The organism is Priestia sp. 40, from assembly GCF_049368575.1.
GTDB lineage: Bacteria > Bacillota > Bacilli > Bacillales > Bacillaceae_H > Priestia > Priestia zanthoxyli.
Genome location: NZ_JBMPZA010000014.1, coordinates 19,294 through 35,727, shown reverse-complemented (window position 1 = coordinate 35,727; position 16,434 = coordinate 19,294). Strand labels below are relative to the sequence as shown.

Genomic DNA, 16,434 nt, shown 5'->3' with positions numbered 1-16,434 from the left:
CATAAAGAGTACCTTTTTCTATATATTTTATATTAAACCATATTTCGTCATATAAAGGTGATTTACAAACAAAAAATTGTGATGGATACTATTTATTTTCGTTGCATTGTTATAGTAAATCGTTAATCACAGAAGTACATATCTTAAACTGATTTGTGTTAGACTGTTACAAGCTTAATACTTTGAAAAAGAAAGGTCTGAAAAAACATGACACAAACGAATACAGCATTTCGCGATGCACTTATCAAATCACTGCGAGGTGAAAGAGGTCATCTTCCAACAATTAATGCAATAACCGATATTAATATGGAACTTGCTTCACATAAACAAAAGGAATTACCTTACTCTATTTATCAATTAGTGAAGCATATGAGCTATTGGCAAGACTTTTTACTTGCTCTTGCTAAAGGAGAAAACCCTGAGAGACCGAAAAGTGTGAGTGAAAGCTGGCCCGAACATCCAGCTCCATCTGATGAGGAAGAATGGAAAAAGACGATCCAGCATTTTTGTGATGGAATTGACGAAGCCTGTCACTTAGCTGAGACATTAGCAATCGAAGAACCTCTGGATGCTTGGCCAAGTGAAACCCCAGGGGGATTACTGCGTAACATTGCTTCTCACAACAGCTATCATCTAGGTGAAATTGTTATAATGAGAAGGTTAAACGGAGCATGGCCACCGCCAACAGGAGGCTTTCCTGCTTAGATTGAGACATAATGCAGAAATAAAGCTCTAAAAAGCGTCCATTAAACACTTTTAGAGCTTTATTCTAGTTGTGTACTATTCCTTTATGAATAATGTGTGGGATGAAACAAGTCTTCCTCTGCATTTCTGACAATCGAAAAGTTTTCAACGTTGTAATGACCATGTAAAGTTTCCTTATAATGCTTTATGATTTGTTCAGCACTTAAACCATCACTGTCCGTTGTTGAATGTCCATCACCCACTAATGTCACATCCATTCCATTGATTGTAGCTGTTCTGACTGCACTATCTATACAGTATTGTGTCTAAATTTATGAGAAATTTAATGAGCAACTTAGCGGATTTTCTTGCCCCCTTGGTCTCTTGACTAGTTCCCCTTCACAGTTAGGACAAATATACATCGCACTTTCACTACATTTATCACAGAATGTACATTCATGAGTACAGATATAAGCGACAGAGCTATTATGGAGTTTCTTATTGCACTTTTCGCATGTATTTCTCATTTCTAAAGCCATTAAATCCCTCCTTTTGATATAATTAAATTGTATTGTATAAATTTCTATTTTCACATATCTATTTTATTGTATTATTGATTAATAGCTTTAATTTTGACGGAAAATTCATTATTTTAATTTATAATTTGAAGCGGGGTATGTTTTATGGATGAAATTGATCGAAATATATTACTACATCTACAAGAAAATGCTCGTTTGTCTTTTACACAGCTGGGAAAGCTGGTTGGTTTATCTACCCCTGCTGTTAATGAAAGAGTAAAAAAACTTGAAGAAAAAAACATAATAGATGGATATAGAGCAATAATTAACCCTGAAAATTTCAACAAACCTGTAACTGCTTTTATTTTATACAGCAATACAAAATGCAAGCAATTCGTAGAACATTGTAAAGAACACCCTGAGGTTATCGAATGTCATCGTTTGGCGGGTCAATACAACTATCTAGTAAAAGTTTTAACTAATTCCGTTCAATCTCTTGAAACATTTATTGATGAATCTATGGCTTTTGGAGAGCCATCTACATTGATTAAACTTTCCTCACCAGTTGTCTATAAAGCAATAAAATAGAAAGGGAGAAATATCCAATATGAAAAAGCGGATTTTGAGTTGGAGCATTCTTGTTGGGGTTATTATTATTGTAGCTATTGGCATACCAAGGATAACAGCCAATGAAGCAAGCCCTTTAGGTTCATCAGAAGAAAAAAAGAAAGTAGAAGAACTCGAAGAAAATTTCCGAAAGTGGTCACTTGAACCACTGGATAAGTTTATGGTGCAAAGTTACCAAGCAAAGCCGAATGGACATCAGTGGAATAGTGTGAAACAAAAATCAATTAAAAATTACCGTGTCACATATTACACGTTTTTTGGATTTCGTTACATGGAAGCAGAAGTTAGTTGAATCTAACATGGAAAGATAAGATTTGCGCAGAATATTATGCCACATGCCCGTTTTTTTCTTAATCATGATCTATTCGATGTTACATAGATATAAAAAAGGAACGTACAAAAAAAGGTAATGCAACATGCACTACCTTTTTTGTATTGTAATTGTTCTCTAAAACATCTGAAATTATTTTAAAATTATCAATATTATAAATTAAAAGGATTTTATTACCTTTTATGGTGTGCTCAAACCTAAACTATTTAAGGAGTGAACGAATTGGAAGTGAATAACCAAACTCAAATGAATACAAAATCGATTCACTAGTCATATGGAATAATACGCTGTCTGTAGAATAACGAATGGTGGAGTTTTATCAATTAGAGAGGAGCATGAAATTGCAATCAACTTTTCAAATAAGATTTAAAGACATACTACTCATTATTCTAACCTTATTACTTGTCATCTCCGTATTAGTAAATTGCGCTAGTTATTTTAATAGCAAGCAAATCGAAAGCATCAGCTCACAATGTTACGATAAAGGCGGAGAAGTCATACTCGAGATACATAACCTTTTTACCAATGATTATTCTTTTATGTGTAGATAGACATTATCTACTCCACTGTTTTCTGCATGAATACTGGGGCATCTTTATTTTGCACTCTATCTAACAAACGTTTCTCAACAAGAAATAAATAAGCGCAGCTGAAGCAAGCAGCTGTGCTTATTTATTTAAACCTTTAAATGTTGATAGTGACTTATAAACCACTCAATTCTCTCCCTATACCTTATCGAGGTGAAAATCTCTTAATTATGGTCTGTACATGTCCTAACTTTTTATAATAAATTTATTATAAAAAGCTATAGCTCTAATGTTTAGTTTCAAATTAACTCCAACGTTTTTTGAGACGCAATATGATGGTAAACTGCACCAATCATACCTGATTGATTTCCAAAACTAGTAGACCTGATAACAGCAGAGAATGCTGGATCAATTTCTAAGATTCTCTGTTTTAATTCGTTTATGAATGTTTTTCTTGAAGTAATCCCTCCCCCAATATAAAAAGTAGGAAGAGCAAACACATAATATAAGTTTAAGATGTTCATTGCCAATCCACTATATAAGTCACTAACCAGAAGCGATGCCACTTCTTCCCCTTGGTCGTAAGCTTCAAAGATTTGTTCACCTGAGACATTTTGAAAAGGTATGTTCATACACGTTGCATATTTTTCACGAATGACTGCCAGCGTAGCTGTTTTGTTAAATTTATGATTTTCTGCAATATCACTCGTAACGTGTTCACTGAACATATGTCCAAACTCACCAGATCGGTTACGTCTCCCTCTATAAAGAGCGTCGTTCAAATAAATTGCGCCTCCAATTCCTGTTCCAATAGTTAGACAAAGAAAGTCAGTCTCTTCTTTTGCACTTCCTTTCCATTTTTCTGCTAGAGCTACACAATTCGCATCGTTTTCTGCACTTATTGCCAAATCAGGAAATTGTTCTTTAAAATATGCAAAGATATTGAACCCATTAAAATCTTCAATAGCACCGCCCATTTCAATAAAACCTGTATTAGGATTAATAAAACCAGGTATGCTTAGAGCTAGCCCTACTACATCAGAATCAATTCGGCTTTCAATTTGAGTAAGAATAGTCTGCCCTTTCCTATTGGCTAGAGGTATTTTTACGGATTCAACAAGATCACCGGAAAGAGAAAATTTCCCCATTTTTAAATCGGTACCACCAATATCACAAGCTAATACAAATTTCATTGTATATCCTACTTTCTTCTTCAAAATATTGACTATAACTTCATTATAAGTGCATAAATAAAGAATTACCCCCTATAAAAGTATACCGGGGGTAATTCTTTATTTAGTTGTTTCAAGCAATATTACTTTCTGATTGTTTTTTTGCTTCGAGCTCTTCATTATAAGAAATACTATCTTGCATTCTGACAAAAGGAAGATAAATCATCACTGACATCGCAATGGTTACTATTTGCAATAAAGCCCCTCTCCAGCCGCCAATCAAGAAGCCAGAAACAACCGGCGGTGTGGTCCAAGGAACCTGAAGTGCATTGAAAGGCTCTACCCATCCCCAAATGATAGAGAAGTAGACCATAAATGATGCGATTGCAGGAACAACAATAAAAGGAACAAACATTATTGGGTTAAATACAATTGGCATACCAAAAATGATTGGCTCGTTTATATTGAATAATCCAGGAGCTAAAGATAATCGACCGAGCTGCTTTAAGTGCGATGACCGTGCCACTATAAGAGCTGCAATAATAAAACCAATGGTAATACCTGATCCTCCCAGTTTCGTAAATACATCCAAGAATTGAATGGTTACAACTTTAGCATTTTCACCTACAACAAGTTCTTTACCAGAATCCAATATAGCTTGGTTTTGTAAAGCATTAGCTGTTAGGAGTGGTCCCATTACTCCCATAATAATGGCAGCACCATGAATTCCACACCACCAAAGAAGTGACATTAAGACCATGATAAGAACTGCACCAGTAAGCGTGTCCGTCAAATTTTGTACGGGTACTTGCAGCAGTTTATAAACAATTTCAGTGAATGTCTTATTTGCAAAAGCTTGGCATAATCCAAAGACAATGGCAGCTACTGTAATAATGGCAAACCCAGGAATTAGTGCAGAGAACGAGTTCGCAACGCCTGGCGGAACACCTTCTGGCATTTTAATACGAATATCACGCTTAATAAACTGCGAATACACAAAGCCAACAAATAGACCAACTACAATCGAGGCTAGTACACCCTGCCCGCCGGTCCAAACTTTGGGAATAACACCTGTGACGGTTTCTCCGCTTTTTGTCAAGACAGAGGCCTGAGTGATAATAAGGAAGGCAACTACACCTAGAATACCAGCTGGCGTACCTTCAATTTTTTCGTTCCGGACGTACGAATAAGCGATTCCAAACACACCAATAAGAGCCAGAATATCAAATGTAGAACCGACAACCTGGGTAAGTGGAAGGTTCCACTGTTCTCCAAAGAATTTCACCATAGCCTCTTCCCAGCCTGGAATCGGGGCAGCGAGAATTAATAGAAAGAGAGAGCCGATAATTGTCATCGGCATTGTTAAAATAAACCCATCCTTAATTGCAAGTGTTGGTTTTGCATTTGCAAATCGAAGGAAGAACGGGGTGAACTTTTCAAATACACTTTCTAAGCGACCCATAGGGGTACCTCCTTAAAGTTCTTCTGCGCGTGTAGCGATAATATCCTTGTACCAAAAGAATGACTGCTTTCGTTTTCTTGCAAGATTATTTTTGTGATCGACATAAATGAATCCGTATTGTTTTTTATAACCATTTAACCAGCTAAGCAAATCAATGACAGACCATGCAAAGTATCCTGAGACGTTAATTCCTTCCATGACAGCTTTTTTGACAGCGCTTAAATGATTTTCAATATAGTCGATTCGAGGTTGATCATGAATCTCTTCACCAACGATAGGATCTTCATCTCCTAAACCGTTTTCCGTGATATACATTTTGATGTCCCCGTAGCGTTCTTTAAGCATACGCATCCCTTCTAGAAAAGCATCAGGAGCAATTTCCCATCCCCATTTGGTATATACTTTTTCTTCCATCATGACTGTTTTGTATACACCGTCAAATGAAGGGTTTCCAGGTTTACCTGTTGAGTTCTCACGTCCACCAGACAATACGAGGGCTGAATCGTTTTTCATTACGCGCTGTGGGCAGTAATAGTTTAATCCGATGAAATCATTCATAGGTGCCGTTCTATGAAGCAAATCCAGTTCTTCTTCTGTCATTTGCGGGAGTAGCCCTTTAGCTTCGAGCTCTTTTATTACATATTGTGGGTAAGCTCCTTTCAAAATTGGATCATAATACCAATGTGTCGAATATGCATTCGCATGTCTTTCTGCAAATTTGTTCTCTTCGTCCTCATCAATGCTAAACGCCGGGTTAAAAACATGAGTAATGCCAATTTCCCCCTCATAGCTTGACTGTTTGAAAAGTTCAACCGCACGGGCATGAGCCACAAACACATTATGTGTCGCCTGAAAGTATGCTTTCGCATCCCCTTCAATTCCTGGTGGGTGAGCACCGGTTAAATAGCCTAACGAACAAAAGATAACCGTTTCGTTAAAGGTAATCCAATTCCGTACTCGATCGCCGAATGCTCTAAAACAAACATCAGCAAACGTGACAAATGCATCGGCTGTTTTAGGATTTAGCCAGCCGCCTTCTTCTTCAAGCGTTTGAGGAAGGTCCCAGTGATACAATGTGACGAACGGAACAATTCCGTGTTTTAAACATTCATCAATGACATTATTATAGAATTCCAATCCTTTTTGATTTACTTCACCTGTACCGTTGGGAAGAATACGTGTCCAGGCAATGGAAAACCGATACGATTCCAATCCCATCTCTGCCATAAGTGCGATGTCTTCTTTATATCGGTGATAATGATCAATGGCCACATCACCGTTTGTTCCTTCAAATGTTTTACCGGGAATCTTTGAGAAGACGTCCCAGTTCGAAACCCCTTTACCGTCCTTGTTCCATGCCCCTTCTACTTGATAAGAAGCTGAAGCTGCGCCGAACAAGAAATCTTTTGGCATTTTCAAATCATTCACCCCGTTTATTTATTCGCTAATTTAATCGCGTGTTCAAGTACTTTTGCACCATTCATCATGCCGTAATCCACCGTGTTAATAACATCAATAGCGACACCTTTTGGTTCACAAACAGCTTTTCCTTTGTTTAACAAATACTTCACCTGAGGACCTAATAAAGCAACATCGATATTATCAACATACTTTTCCATCTCTGACTCAGGGTAAGCTGCAATCTCAGCTTCTACACCACGCTCACCAGCAAACGCTTTCATCTTCTCCACTAACATACTTGTAGACATACCTGCTGCACAGAATAATCCAATCTTCACCATATCAATTCATCCCTTTCAATAAGTTAATTTCTTTTTGCATGGTCATCATATGATCCAATAGCTCTTTTACTAAGATCGTGTTCATCAAATGGTCTTGGGCATGAACCATCAATACACCAACCCGTGCCGATTTCCCTTGGGCTTCTAGTGTGACAAATTTTGTTTGAATAGCATGTGCTTCGTTTAAAATTGAATTCGCTTTTGCTACTTCTGCTTCTGCCTCTTCTACTTTGTTTTCTCTGAGCAGATGTAAAGCAGCGTGATAGCTCGCTTTAGCATCACCTGAAAATGCAATTAATCCAAAGATATCTTCAGAGCTAATCTCAATCGATTCTTCAACCATATATGTACACCCTTTCATAAGTACAAATCTAATTTGTTGGTACAAATTTTATAAATTTATAATAACTCACTCAGATTCATATGTAAACTATTTTTTTTATTTTCAGACAAAAAAAAAGAGCCCTGAGCTCTCTTTGCACCTTAACTACCTTTCATATTTGATACTTTTAGCAATTTTACATGTTTGAAGTGATGCACTGACTGCGAGTAATCAAAAATTGCACCGTTTATTAAATAAACAGTATTATCTACCACCAAAGCCGGATCATTCTCTTTTAATCCCAATAAATCAGCTTGCTCACACATAAGATAATCGGCACGAATAACACGATCTGCAAAACCAATTGCTAGTTGCTGGTCATTGCGTAAATATGTATAAATCGATTTTTTTACAATATTTTCATCAAGGTATTTAACAAGATTTTTGTTAAAATACGAAGTTTCAATTGAAAATGGATCACTATCAACATATCTTAGCCTTTTTACATAATAAATAGGTGTTCCAATCTTACATCCCATATTTTGGGCTAGTTCCTCATCCGCATTAATTAATTTAAAATCTAGGAGCTTGTTTTCTACAAGGCGGTCACTAAAATCATTGGTAACTCCTTGTAGCTTTTCAAGATTAACGTATCCATTGTTGTGATGATTACGAATAAATGCACCGCTGCCCTGAACTTGATATACATATCCTTTATTTACGAGAATTTCAATTGCTTTTCGTACTGTATTACGGCTCACCTGATACTTTGCTGCATATTCATCTTCAGTCAAAAGTTTATTTGTTTTTTGATAAACATGCTCAGTAATATCAGATTCAATTTGGCCAGCTACTTGCAGATATTTTGGCATCATTCTGTTTTACACCTCTCTATACAAACTAAAAAACTAGGGATTATTATAGCATAAAATACGGAAAGAAGTGCTTTTATGAATATACTTGAAAGAAAAAAACTTTATACCCTTGTTCAATATGAGGATAGCTATTACTTATACCATTCCTGAAGTACTGGAATTGACATATTGTAAAACATCTAATTTTTTTAAAAACACTGCACTTACGAATCAAAAATGAAGTTCGACGTCTTTGTCTAATTGCTTTTTTCATACAAGCTAAAGTTAACTTTAATAAAAATTGAGACCTAAACTTATTACAAAGAGCACACAATATATATTCCTTTGAGAAATCCAGGGTGTATGTCTTTATCTCTAAACTTTTTTAATAGTTTAAAAGCGGGTAATACATTTCATAAAAAGGTATGATTTTATTAACTTTTTACGCATTACGCTCACGGCTGTTGCTTTCTCTTTCATCGGTGTTATATTCAGGGTAATTTACGTTCAAATAATTGGAGAGAAAGATGTCCAAATCGAAAGTCTTATCGGTCTCTTTATTGGTTTTTTTATTGGGATTTTCTTAATTTCCTGCTTTACTGATTATCGTAAAGAGAACAAAAATAATAAATAAAATGACCAAGTTCGTTTGCATAACCGTTTCAATTAAAAAGTGCGTTAGCCCTGCTTGGGTTAACGCACATGATCATTCGCTTGAATCAACAAAACTCACGCTTTTATAAGATCTAAACATCCTTTTAAATGCCAAAATAAGGGCTGTTCGGATAGAAAAATCAAGGTTAATTAGTAAATTCGGGGTGCATCGTACATTCACACTCAATTGCCTTTTAGACCGATGATTTTTCTGATGACTTATTGCCCGGTGCAAACCAACCTAATAGCGCGATACCAACTAATACTCCATAGAAAATCAGGGTCCAAGCGGTGCTATGAGGGAAATGAGAATCTAAGACGCCGATATCTTTATGCGCAAAAGTAATAACCGCAAGTTTAACACCGACCCAGGCAACAATTGCATATGCTGTCGTTTCTAAGGCAGGTCGCTTTTCAAGGAGTTTTACAAACCAGGTTGCTGCAAACTTGATTAAGATAAGACCTGCAATCCCTCCAAGAACTACAACTGCAAACTGCCCTCCGTCCATACCACCGATTTCTCCAAACTGTGAATCCGGAAGCCCAAGAGCTATAGCGACCGCAGCTAAAATAGAATCAATGGCAAAAGCAAGGTCAGCTAACGCAATTTTCCCCACTGTCGGCCAGAACCCCTTTCCAGCAGACTCCTTCTCATCATCATCATGAATATTCTCATTATGTTTCCCAAATCGCGCCTGAATGACATGCTTCAAACCTAGATACAGAAGATAAACGGCGCCTATGGCCTGTATCCACCAGACGTTAGCGATAAATGAAATGGCAAAAAGAGCTCCAAATCGAAAAATAAATGCCATAAGAATTCCGTAATTAATCGCTCTTTTTTTCTGATCCTCGGGTAAATGTTTAGCTATAACTGCTAGTACAAGAGCATTATCAGCTGATAATAATCCTTCTAACCCGATTAGAATCAATAATGCCCATACGTATTCGAGCCAAATAGATTCCATCCATTTTTCTCCCTTCCAAAATGTAATCTGTTATGCTAAAGGTTTTGTTTACAATAGAATAACCATATATCTTAAAGGCAACCCTAAAAGATAGGATTTTCATTATTTTAACACTAACCTTCTATAAAATACTGCTTTAAATACAAATAAAAACCAAATTATTAAATTTTTACGTTTTTTATCATATAACTTCGCTTTTTTACATGATTAATGAAAACTTTGAGCCAAAATCTCTATAAGTTGGATGGTTAATAGGTAATGGCTATTATTTCAGACTTGTTTTACAAAGTGCTTGCGACCAATGAAAAGAACGGCTGAAAAATATTGATGAATATTTTTCAGCCGTTCTTTATTTCTTCTTTGTACCATGCAATAAAAAAGGTTAATTAGGACTAATCCCTACCCAAAACAGGTCCACTAGAGCCTGAGCCGTTTTTTCAGGGCCTCCTAATTCTGTAATTAATTCTTTTTTGTTCCGAATCATTGTGACCGTTGAAAATGTATGCGCAAGCAATCTGGGACTTGCTACGACGATTTCTCCGTTGTTTGCGGCCTGTTTGAATACGTTCTCTAATGCCTCATGTATCGCTTTCTCTGCTTCACGAATTTCACGAATATGATCTTCTGTAAGCGACGAAGTCGCTTCTTGTAATAATGTTTCAAAATCAATATGCGGCCGCTTTAAATGATCCAATGTTACCTCATATAATCTGTGTTTTAACCCATTGGAATTTTGCAATAATTTCTCCGTCTGTTTTGTAATACGTTGGAACATGCTTGATACGGAAACTGTAAACAAAGTTGCCTTATTTTTAAAGTAGTAGTAAACGCTGGCCTTGGTCACATCGCTCGCTTCAGCCACTTGCTCCATTGAAACTTTTTCGTACCCGTATGCCATAAATAAATGAGCAGCTGTTTTCAAAATTTGCTCTCTCGTTATATTATTTTCAGTTGTTATTTTAGGTCTGCCAGGCTTTTTTTTTGGTGTCTGATTCGTATTCATAAGGGCCCTCCTTCTAGTTCAAGAAATTGGCACATTTAAACTAGTTGATTAATTAACCTTCTGGTATATATAATTATTGAAGGTTCTATATATATTGTAATAGAAACAAACAGATTTGGAAATGAGGGAGAATTAATGAAAGAATCACCTTTAGCAACATTCAGTCGAATATATGACTGGGAAAGTGAGTCGATGGATTGTAATTGCCGTATGGATTTTGGCAACTGTAGTCCTCACGATTGCTTGGCCTGCTGTGAATAAGACGGAAGTAAACAATGCACCAAACTTAAGTGAGAATTCACCTTCCGTAGAAGCTGAAAATCTTATAAAGAAAGAATTCCCTAATTCATCAGGGGTTCCTGCCTTACTTACATGGCACAAAGAATCAGGTTTGAATAATGATGATCTAAAATCTATTCAGCAAATGGCGGCGGATTTAGAAAAGAAACCATTAGAAGCACAAACGTCTACTCCGCCTTTGCATAAATTACCGTTAGCAGCTCTGCAAAAGATGGTTTCGAAAGACGGAACAACTCTTGTACAGCCTATTTTCTTTGAAGAAAACGTTGAAACGGATGTACTAGAAAAAAACCTAGATACGATTAAAAAACAAGTAAAAGAGAATGTTTCATACGATTCTTTTGCGACGGATATCGATGAAAAAGATAAGCTAAGCACGCGCGTTACAGGACCTGTAGGAATTCAAGTAGATGCAACCAGCCTATTTGAAGGAGCAGACGTTTCCTTACTAATCGCGACAGTTTTATTAGTCTTAATTTTACTTCTTGTAATTTATCGTTCCCCAATTTTAGCGATTATTCCTTTGATCGGTGTAGGTTTTGCCTATGGGGTGCTGAGTCCAATTCTCGGTATTTTAGCAGATAAAGGATGGATTACGGTCGATTCGCAGTCCATATCCATTATGACGGTCTTGTTATTTGGAGCCGGAACAGATTATTGTTTATTTTTAATTTCTCATTATCGCGATGAGCTTCGCAAAGTAAAAGATAAGAGACAAGCACTTATTAACGCTTTTAAAGGTGCTTCAGGTGCTATAGCCATGAGTGGCTTTACAGTTGTCATCTCTCTTCTAGCTTTAATCGTAGCAAAATACGGTGCTTACCACCGTTTTGCCATCCCGTTTAGCTTATCTATTCTGGTTATGGGATTAGCGAGTTTGACTCTTATTCCTGCCCTGCTTGCAGTTATGGGAAGAGGTTCTTTTTATCCTTTTGTCCCTCGCACTCCTGAAATGGAAGAGGAATTGGCGAAAAAGAAAGGAAAGCCGGTGCGTAACCGAAAAGAAAAAAATCGTTTCGGAAATTGGATTGGTAATGTGGTTACGACTAAGCCATGGACAATCATTGTTGCTTGTCTAGTCTTTTTTGGAGCTTTATCCATTTATTCTAGTCAAATTAAGTACACGTATGATTTATTGTCTTCTTTCCCTGAAGATATGCCTTCTCGTGAAGGGTTTACGATTATCTCTGATGCATATTCTCCAGGTGAACTAGCACCAGCACAAGTAGTAATTGATACGGAAGGAAAATCGGTAGATCTAGAAAAAGAGTTAAAGAAAAACGATCTTATTAGTACCGTTTCTGCACCTCAAAGCGGTAAAAGTAATAAAGATTTAAAAGTATATGATGTCAAGTTTAATGTAAATCCGTATAGTATAACAGCTATGGAAGCTATTCCAGACTTGAGAGATGCAGCCGAAAAGGCACTGTCACAGTCCGGAGTTTCCTCAGTAAAATCCAAAGTATGGATTGGCGGTCAAACAGCGACGCAATATGACACGATGACTGTTAGTGATAAAGACAACAGTATTATTGTCCCGTTAATTATTATTTTTATATCGCTGCTGCTAGTGGCTTACTTACGTTCTATTGTAGCTATGCTTTACTTAGTGGGAACGGTTATCTTGTCTTACAGTGCAGCCTTAGGATTAGGCTGGCTCATCATCCACAATATCATGGGGGCAGATGCTATTCAGGGAGCGATTCCTTTATACGCATTTGTATTCTTAGTGGCGCTTGGTGAGGATTATAATATTTTTATGATCTCAAGCATCTGGCAGAAAAAGAAATACATGCCGTTAAAACAAGCGATTAAAGAAGGCGTAAGTGAAACAAGCGGTGTTATCACATCAGCTGGAATCATTTTAGCTGCTACTTTCGCCGTTTTAGCAACACTGCCAATTCAAGTTCTTGTTCAGTTCGGAATTATTACAGCTTTAGGCGTTCTGTTAGATACATTTATTGTGCGACCATTCCTTGTACCTGCGATCACTACGGTTTTAGGAAGATTTGCTTTTTGGCCAGGTAAAGCTGAAGTAGTATCAGAAAAAGAGAAGTAAGTATTTGAACAAAGATGTTTTGTATTTGATTTACTATGCATCTTCTATGAGTATAAAACCAAGAAAAAAGCAAAGAGAATATCAATATTCTCTTTGCTTTTTTAATTTACTTCCATCTGTGCTCTTCTTTATCTGTTAGCTTTACGATAAACGGAAATAAACTAATAAGAGATATAGCAACAATCCCGCTTAAATAACCTAGCCCTATTAAAGGACCAGCACCTTTAAAGGAGATAAATTGTCTGGTATGGCATTTAGGACACTTCTTTCCTTTCTTAGAAAACCCAAGTAACCATACGTTTTTAGCGCTCCATTTGTAATTGCAATTATTGCAACAAGCCATATATACTCTACCTTTCTTGTCTTATGCCTTTATTCGTTTTTATGTAATTTTTGAACGGAATTATAATTATAATGTTAGTTCATATTAGTCTGATGATAATTAAAAGCCATATTTATAATTTCTCCAAGCAACAGTCCTAAAGCTGCTACTGGTATAAACACTTTAAACATACTAATAGAAACATCTAAGCCTAAAATCAGTAAAAGAAAATAACCAAATAAGAATCCTGTACAGATAAATGAATATTTTTTTATCATTTTTCTCAAAAAAACACCTCTTTTGCTTGAACACTCCATTCACTTCTTTATGTATAAAAGGCTCATCTATTCTTTCCAAAACGTTCATTTTGTTTTTTAAATTGAACAACTTTATAAATAAGCAAACCTAAAGAAACCAATAAAATTAACCAAAAGATTTGAAAAACTGCGTCCGCCCAATTAAAACTTGATATAACCATATTATCGCCTCCTATAACTTATACGAATAAGTTTCATAAAAGTTCCATATTTGTATTATTTATTGTGTTTTCTGAGTGATATTCTCAGCTGTTCTCCAGCACCTATTTGTAGCCAGCTACAATCGGCCTTAATTTTAAATGTATTAAAAGAGGGTACTACACTTTATAAAAAGGCGTGATTTTATTAACTTTTTACGTATTGCCATAACAGCTGTTCTTCTCTCTTTCGTTGGTGTGATCTTCAGAATAATTTACGGCCGATTAACTGGAGAAAAAGGTGTACAAATAGAAAGTCTCATCGGTCTTTTCATTGGTTTTTTTATTGGGATTTTTTTAATTTACTATTTTAATGATTATCGTAAAAGAAAAATACCTAATTAATTCGTTAGTTTGCAAACGAAGTGCTCGCTGTAAATTTTAATAATCTAGAATGGCTTTCCGCACAACGTTCATAAAAACAGCTATTTAGGTTAAATTATTACTTAAGAAACATATGCTACTGGAGGTTGTAACTTGTTAATAGGTGAGATTGTTCAAAAGCTAAATAATGGTGCTACTTATGAGGAGATTGCTTCTTCCATCAAAAGTAATGAAGATATATTGAGGAATGATTTAAAGAAATTCGGATTTCACTATGATAATAACGAAAGAAAGCTGGTATTTACAGGATACGAATCTGAGTATTAGAATACACTTCGTATTTGTTACTCTGATATCTCCAAGCTTTCTAAATAATACTTTTACTTTTCGGTAATATAAATACTGTTGAACACGAACTTTCATCATAAAAGCGCGGACTGAATTCAATCCACGCTTTTAACACTCTTCATTTTAATTCTCTTTTTAATACTTTCCCAAGCTGATTTTTAGGAAGTTGATCAATAAAATAAACTTCTGGAACTTTGTAACTTGCTAGACGATCACTACAATAGTTTAGAATATCTTCTTTTGTTAAGGAAGAATGAGGATCCTTTACTACATAAGCTCTAGGTTTTTCTCCATAAACAGGATCTTCTACTCCTACTACAGCAGCTTCTATAACCGTACCTATTTGCTCAATGATTTCTTCGACCTGATCGGGATAGATATTATCGCCGCCATATACGATAACATCTTTATAGCGTCCCATAATATATAAAAAGCCGTCTTGATCTATCTTTCCAGCGTCCCCCATATAGAACCAGCCATCTCTAAGAACTTTGTCAGTCGCCTCTTGATTATGCCAATAGCCTTTAAAACAATAGGGGCTTTTTATAATAATCTCTCCAACTTCTCCCGTTTTCATTTCTTGTCCTGAATCAGGATCCATAATTTTTACTTCTACACCAGAAAGAGGCTTGCCTGCGGATTCAATTTTTTCATCTCCCATATTTGGTGTCCATACACTGACTGTCCATGCTTCTGTACTTCCATACCCTTGTATCATGCTGATGTCTAATTTTTCATATTCCTGAATAAGATAAGCAGGAACTTTTGCCCCTCCGGCAATAGCAACCTTTAGTGAAGATTTCTTTGACCCTGCATTTTTCACTACTTCGAGCATTTGCATATACGTAGAGGGAAACGCTAACATCATAGTGATCTTATGAGTTTCAATCGTTTCCCAAATGATTTCCGGTGTAGGATCTGACAACAGAAATAACCCCATTCCGTTGGAAACAGATTTCAAAATATTATTAATAGAACTCATATGATAAAAAGGATGCGAGGCAAGAAATCGACCATCTTCTTCATAATCGATTCGTTGACTCGATGGTTGTATATAAGAATACACATGACCATGTTCAATCATACAGCCTTTTGCGTTACCAGTAGTTCCAGAAGTAAAAAGAAGCATCGCTATGTCGTCTTGGAAGACCTGTATATTTGGATTTGATGTGGAGTACGTAGAAAAAATTTCATTATATTCTTCAACTGTCTCCACACTATTTTTTCTTCCTACTTGTAAAGTAACAACGCCGTTTACTATTTCAGAGTCAAAAGGGATAACTTCATGAAATTTTTGGTCGTAGAAAATAACTTTAGGTTGTGCACTATTTAAAATATCAATAATTTCATACTTCGTAAGCTGCCAGCTAATAGGAACCGCTACGGCTCCAATTCTTAATGCGGCTAGCAGAATGGTAGGAAACGGATGATTGTTTTGACAGAGAATTGCAATTCGATCCCCTTTTTTAACATTATGGCTTAACAGGTAATGAGCAAGTTGATTGACACGTTCATTATATTCTTTAAATGTATGGAAAGATGTACTCCAAATTAAAGCCTCTTTTTCAGCAGATTGTGCAGCCCTTTGCTCTAATAGTTCTCCAAGTGTATACATGATAGCTCTCTCCTTTAATGATAATGACCAGTTTGGATCATATTTAAATGGTGCTTCATTCTAATTATTTTTAATTCTATAAACTACA

17 protein-coding genes and 1 pseudogene are annotated in these 16,434 nt (G+C 36.0%); 5 read left to right on the top strand and 13 right to left on the bottom strand.

The annotated features are described in order from the left end of the window. The first annotated feature begins 207 nt into the window (after positions 1-207). Positions 208-705: a DinB family protein gene (locus tag ACO1DI_RS14195; protein WP_014460679.1), complete on the top strand. Its 498-nt coding sequence runs from the start codon at positions 208-210 to the stop codon at positions 703-705. 83 nt (positions 706-788) lie between these two features. Here ACO1DI_RS14195 and ACO1DI_RS14190 read toward each other — a convergent pair. Together ACO1DI_RS14190 and ACO1DI_RS14185 are read right to left on the bottom strand one after the other, a co-directional pair. Next, positions 789-1,010, bottom strand: a pseudogene (locus tag ACO1DI_RS14190) (cysteine hydrolase); the annotation flags it as partial. Positions 1,011-1,016: 6 nt separating this feature from the next. After that, positions 1,017-1,223, bottom strand: a complete 207-nt coding sequence (locus tag ACO1DI_RS14185; RefSeq protein ID WP_014460681.1) for a DUF1272 domain-containing protein — start codon at positions 1,221-1,223, stop codon at positions 1,017-1,019. Between the two features lie 144 nt (positions 1,224-1,367). On the opposite strand from ACO1DI_RS14185, the gene ACO1DI_RS14180 reads away from it, so the two are divergent. After that, positions 1,368-1,790 carry an Lrp/AsnC family transcriptional regulator gene (locus ACO1DI_RS14180; RefSeq protein WP_423145400.1) on the top strand — a complete coding sequence of 141 codons (423 nt, stop codon included), beginning with the start codon at positions 1,368-1,370 and terminating at the stop codon, positions 1,788-1,790. A 19-nt stretch (positions 1,791-1,809) separates the two neighbouring features. Then, entirely contained in the window at positions 1,810-2,121 is a 312-nt protein-coding gene (locus ACO1DI_RS14175; RefSeq protein WP_014460683.1) for a hypothetical protein, read from the top strand. An 865-nt stretch (positions 2,122-2,986) separates the two neighbouring features. Here the strand turns inward: ACO1DI_RS14175 and ACO1DI_RS14170 are convergent. The 8 genes from ACO1DI_RS14170 to ACO1DI_RS14135 form a co-directional block, all read right to left on the bottom strand. Next, positions 2,987-3,880, bottom strand: coding sequence for an ROK family protein (locus ACO1DI_RS14170; RefSeq protein WP_423145399.1), 894 nt, complete (start codon positions 3,878-3,880; stop codon positions 2,987-2,989). 112 nt (positions 3,881-3,992) lie between these two features. After that, a complete protein-coding gene (locus tag ACO1DI_RS14165) occupies positions 3,993-5,321 on the bottom strand; it encodes a PTS sugar transporter subunit IIC (RefSeq protein WP_140450609.1) in 1,329 nt (442 codons plus the stop codon). Between the two features lie 12 nt (positions 5,322-5,333). Beyond that, the gene (locus ACO1DI_RS14160; RefSeq protein ID WP_014460686.1) at positions 5,334-6,740 is read right to left on the bottom strand and encodes a GH1 family beta-glucosidase; all 1,407 of its coding nucleotides are present in this window, start codon (positions 6,738-6,740) and stop codon (positions 5,334-5,336) included. 14 nt (positions 6,741-6,754) lie between these two features. Continuing rightward, positions 6,755-7,063 (bottom strand): PTS sugar transporter subunit IIB, encoded by a 309-nt coding sequence (locus ACO1DI_RS14155; RefSeq protein WP_014460687.1) that lies wholly within the window; start codon positions 7,061-7,063, stop codon positions 6,755-6,757. Between the two features lies 1 nt (position 7,064). Continuing rightward, on the bottom strand, positions 7,065-7,406 hold the full coding sequence (locus ACO1DI_RS14150) for a PTS lactose/cellobiose transporter subunit IIA (protein WP_014460688.1): 342 nt from the start codon (positions 7,404-7,406) through the stop codon (positions 7,065-7,067). A gap of 140 nt (positions 7,407-7,546) precedes the next feature. Next, positions 7,547-8,260: a GntR family transcriptional regulator gene (locus tag ACO1DI_RS14145; RefSeq protein WP_014460689.1), complete on the bottom strand. Its 714-nt coding sequence runs from the start codon at positions 8,258-8,260 to the stop codon at positions 7,547-7,549. Between the two features lie 827 nt (positions 8,261-9,087). Next, positions 9,088-9,861, bottom strand: a complete 774-nt coding sequence (locus ACO1DI_RS14140; RefSeq protein ID WP_014460690.1) for a TerC family protein — start codon at positions 9,859-9,861, stop codon at positions 9,088-9,090. Between the two features lie 382 nt (positions 9,862-10,243). Beyond that, positions 10,244-10,864, bottom strand: a complete 621-nt coding sequence (locus tag ACO1DI_RS14135; protein WP_014460691.1) for a TetR/AcrR family transcriptional regulator — start codon at positions 10,862-10,864, stop codon at positions 10,244-10,246. A gap of 172 nt (positions 10,865-11,036) precedes the next feature. On the opposite strand from ACO1DI_RS14135, the gene ACO1DI_RS14130 reads away from it, so the two are divergent. Then, positions 11,037-13,223: an MMPL family transporter gene (locus ACO1DI_RS14130; protein WP_423145398.1), complete on the top strand. Its 2,187-nt coding sequence runs from the start codon at positions 11,037-11,039 to the stop codon at positions 13,221-13,223. Between the two features lie 417 nt (positions 13,224-13,640). Here ACO1DI_RS14130 and ACO1DI_RS14125 read toward each other — a convergent pair whose 3' ends face one another. Together ACO1DI_RS14125 and ACO1DI_RS14120 are read right to left on the bottom strand one after the other, a co-directional pair. Further along, entirely contained in the window at positions 13,641-13,832 is a 192-nt protein-coding gene (locus ACO1DI_RS14125) for a hypothetical protein (RefSeq protein ID WP_014460695.1), read from the bottom strand. Between the two features lie 53 nt (positions 13,833-13,885). Then, positions 13,886-14,023 carry a hypothetical protein gene (locus ACO1DI_RS14120; RefSeq protein ID WP_014460696.1) on the bottom strand — a complete coding sequence of 46 codons (138 nt, stop codon included), beginning with the start codon at positions 14,021-14,023 and terminating at the stop codon, positions 13,886-13,888. A 513-nt stretch (positions 14,024-14,536) separates the two neighbouring features. Here ACO1DI_RS14120 and ACO1DI_RS14115 point away from each other — a divergent pair. Continuing rightward, positions 14,537-14,710, top strand: a complete 174-nt coding sequence (locus tag ACO1DI_RS14115) for a hypothetical protein (protein ID WP_014460698.1) — start codon at positions 14,537-14,539, stop codon at positions 14,708-14,710. 139 nt (positions 14,711-14,849) lie between these two features. On the opposite strand, the gene ACO1DI_RS14110 is transcribed toward ACO1DI_RS14115, so the two are convergent. Continuing rightward, complete coding sequence (locus tag ACO1DI_RS14110; RefSeq protein ID WP_014460699.1) at positions 14,850-16,346, bottom strand: class I adenylate-forming enzyme family protein; 1,497 nt, start codon at positions 16,344-16,346, stop codon at positions 14,850-14,852. Between the last annotated feature and the right edge of the window lie 88 nt (positions 16,347-16,434).

Coding starts and splice junctions, on each gene's coding strand:
- ACO1DI_RS14195 (WP_014460679.1), top strand. CDS start 208: ATGACACAAACGAATACAGCATTTCGCGATGCACTTATCAAATCACTG.
- ACO1DI_RS14185 (WP_014460681.1), bottom strand. CDS start 1,223: ATGGCTTTAGAAATGAGAAATACATGCGAAAAGTGCAATAAGAAACTC.
- ACO1DI_RS14180 (WP_423145400.1), top strand. CDS start 1,368: ATGGATGAAATTGATCGAAATATATTACTACATCTACAAGAAAATGCT.
- ACO1DI_RS14175 (WP_014460683.1), top strand. CDS start 1,810: ATGAAAAAGCGGATTTTGAGTTGGAGCATTCTTGTTGGGGTTATTATT.
- ACO1DI_RS14170 (WP_423145399.1), bottom strand. CDS start 3,880: ATGAAATTTGTATTAGCTTGTGATATTGGTGGTACCGATTTAAAAATG.
- ACO1DI_RS14165 (WP_140450609.1), bottom strand. CDS start 5,321: ATGGGTCGCTTAGAAAGTGTATTTGAAAAGTTCACCCCGTTCTTCCTT.
- ACO1DI_RS14155 (WP_014460687.1), bottom strand. CDS start 7,063: ATGGTGAAGATTGGATTATTCTGTGCAGCAGGTATGTCTACAAGTATG.
- ACO1DI_RS14150 (WP_014460688.1), bottom strand. CDS start 7,406: ATGGTTGAAGAATCGATTGAGATTAGCTCTGAAGATATCTTTGGATTA.
- ACO1DI_RS14145 (WP_014460689.1), bottom strand. CDS start 8,260: ATGATGCCAAAATATCTGCAAGTAGCTGGCCAAATTGAATCTGATATT.
- ACO1DI_RS14140 (WP_014460690.1), bottom strand. CDS start 9,861: ATGGAATCTATTTGGCTCGAATACGTATGGGCATTATTGATTCTAATC.
- ACO1DI_RS14135 (WP_014460691.1), bottom strand. CDS start 10,864: ATGAATACGAATCAGACACCAAAAAAAAAGCCTGGCAGACCTAAAATA.
- ACO1DI_RS14130 (WP_423145398.1), top strand. CDS start 11,037: ATGACTGGGAAAGTGAGTCGATGGATTGTAATTGCCGTATGGATTTTG.
- ACO1DI_RS14120 (WP_014460696.1), bottom strand. CDS start 14,023: ATGGTTATATCAAGTTTTAATTGGGCGGACGCAGTTTTTCAAATCTTT.
- ACO1DI_RS14110 (WP_014460699.1), bottom strand. CDS start 16,346: ATGTATACACTTGGAGAACTATTAGAGCAAAGGGCTGCACAATCTGCT.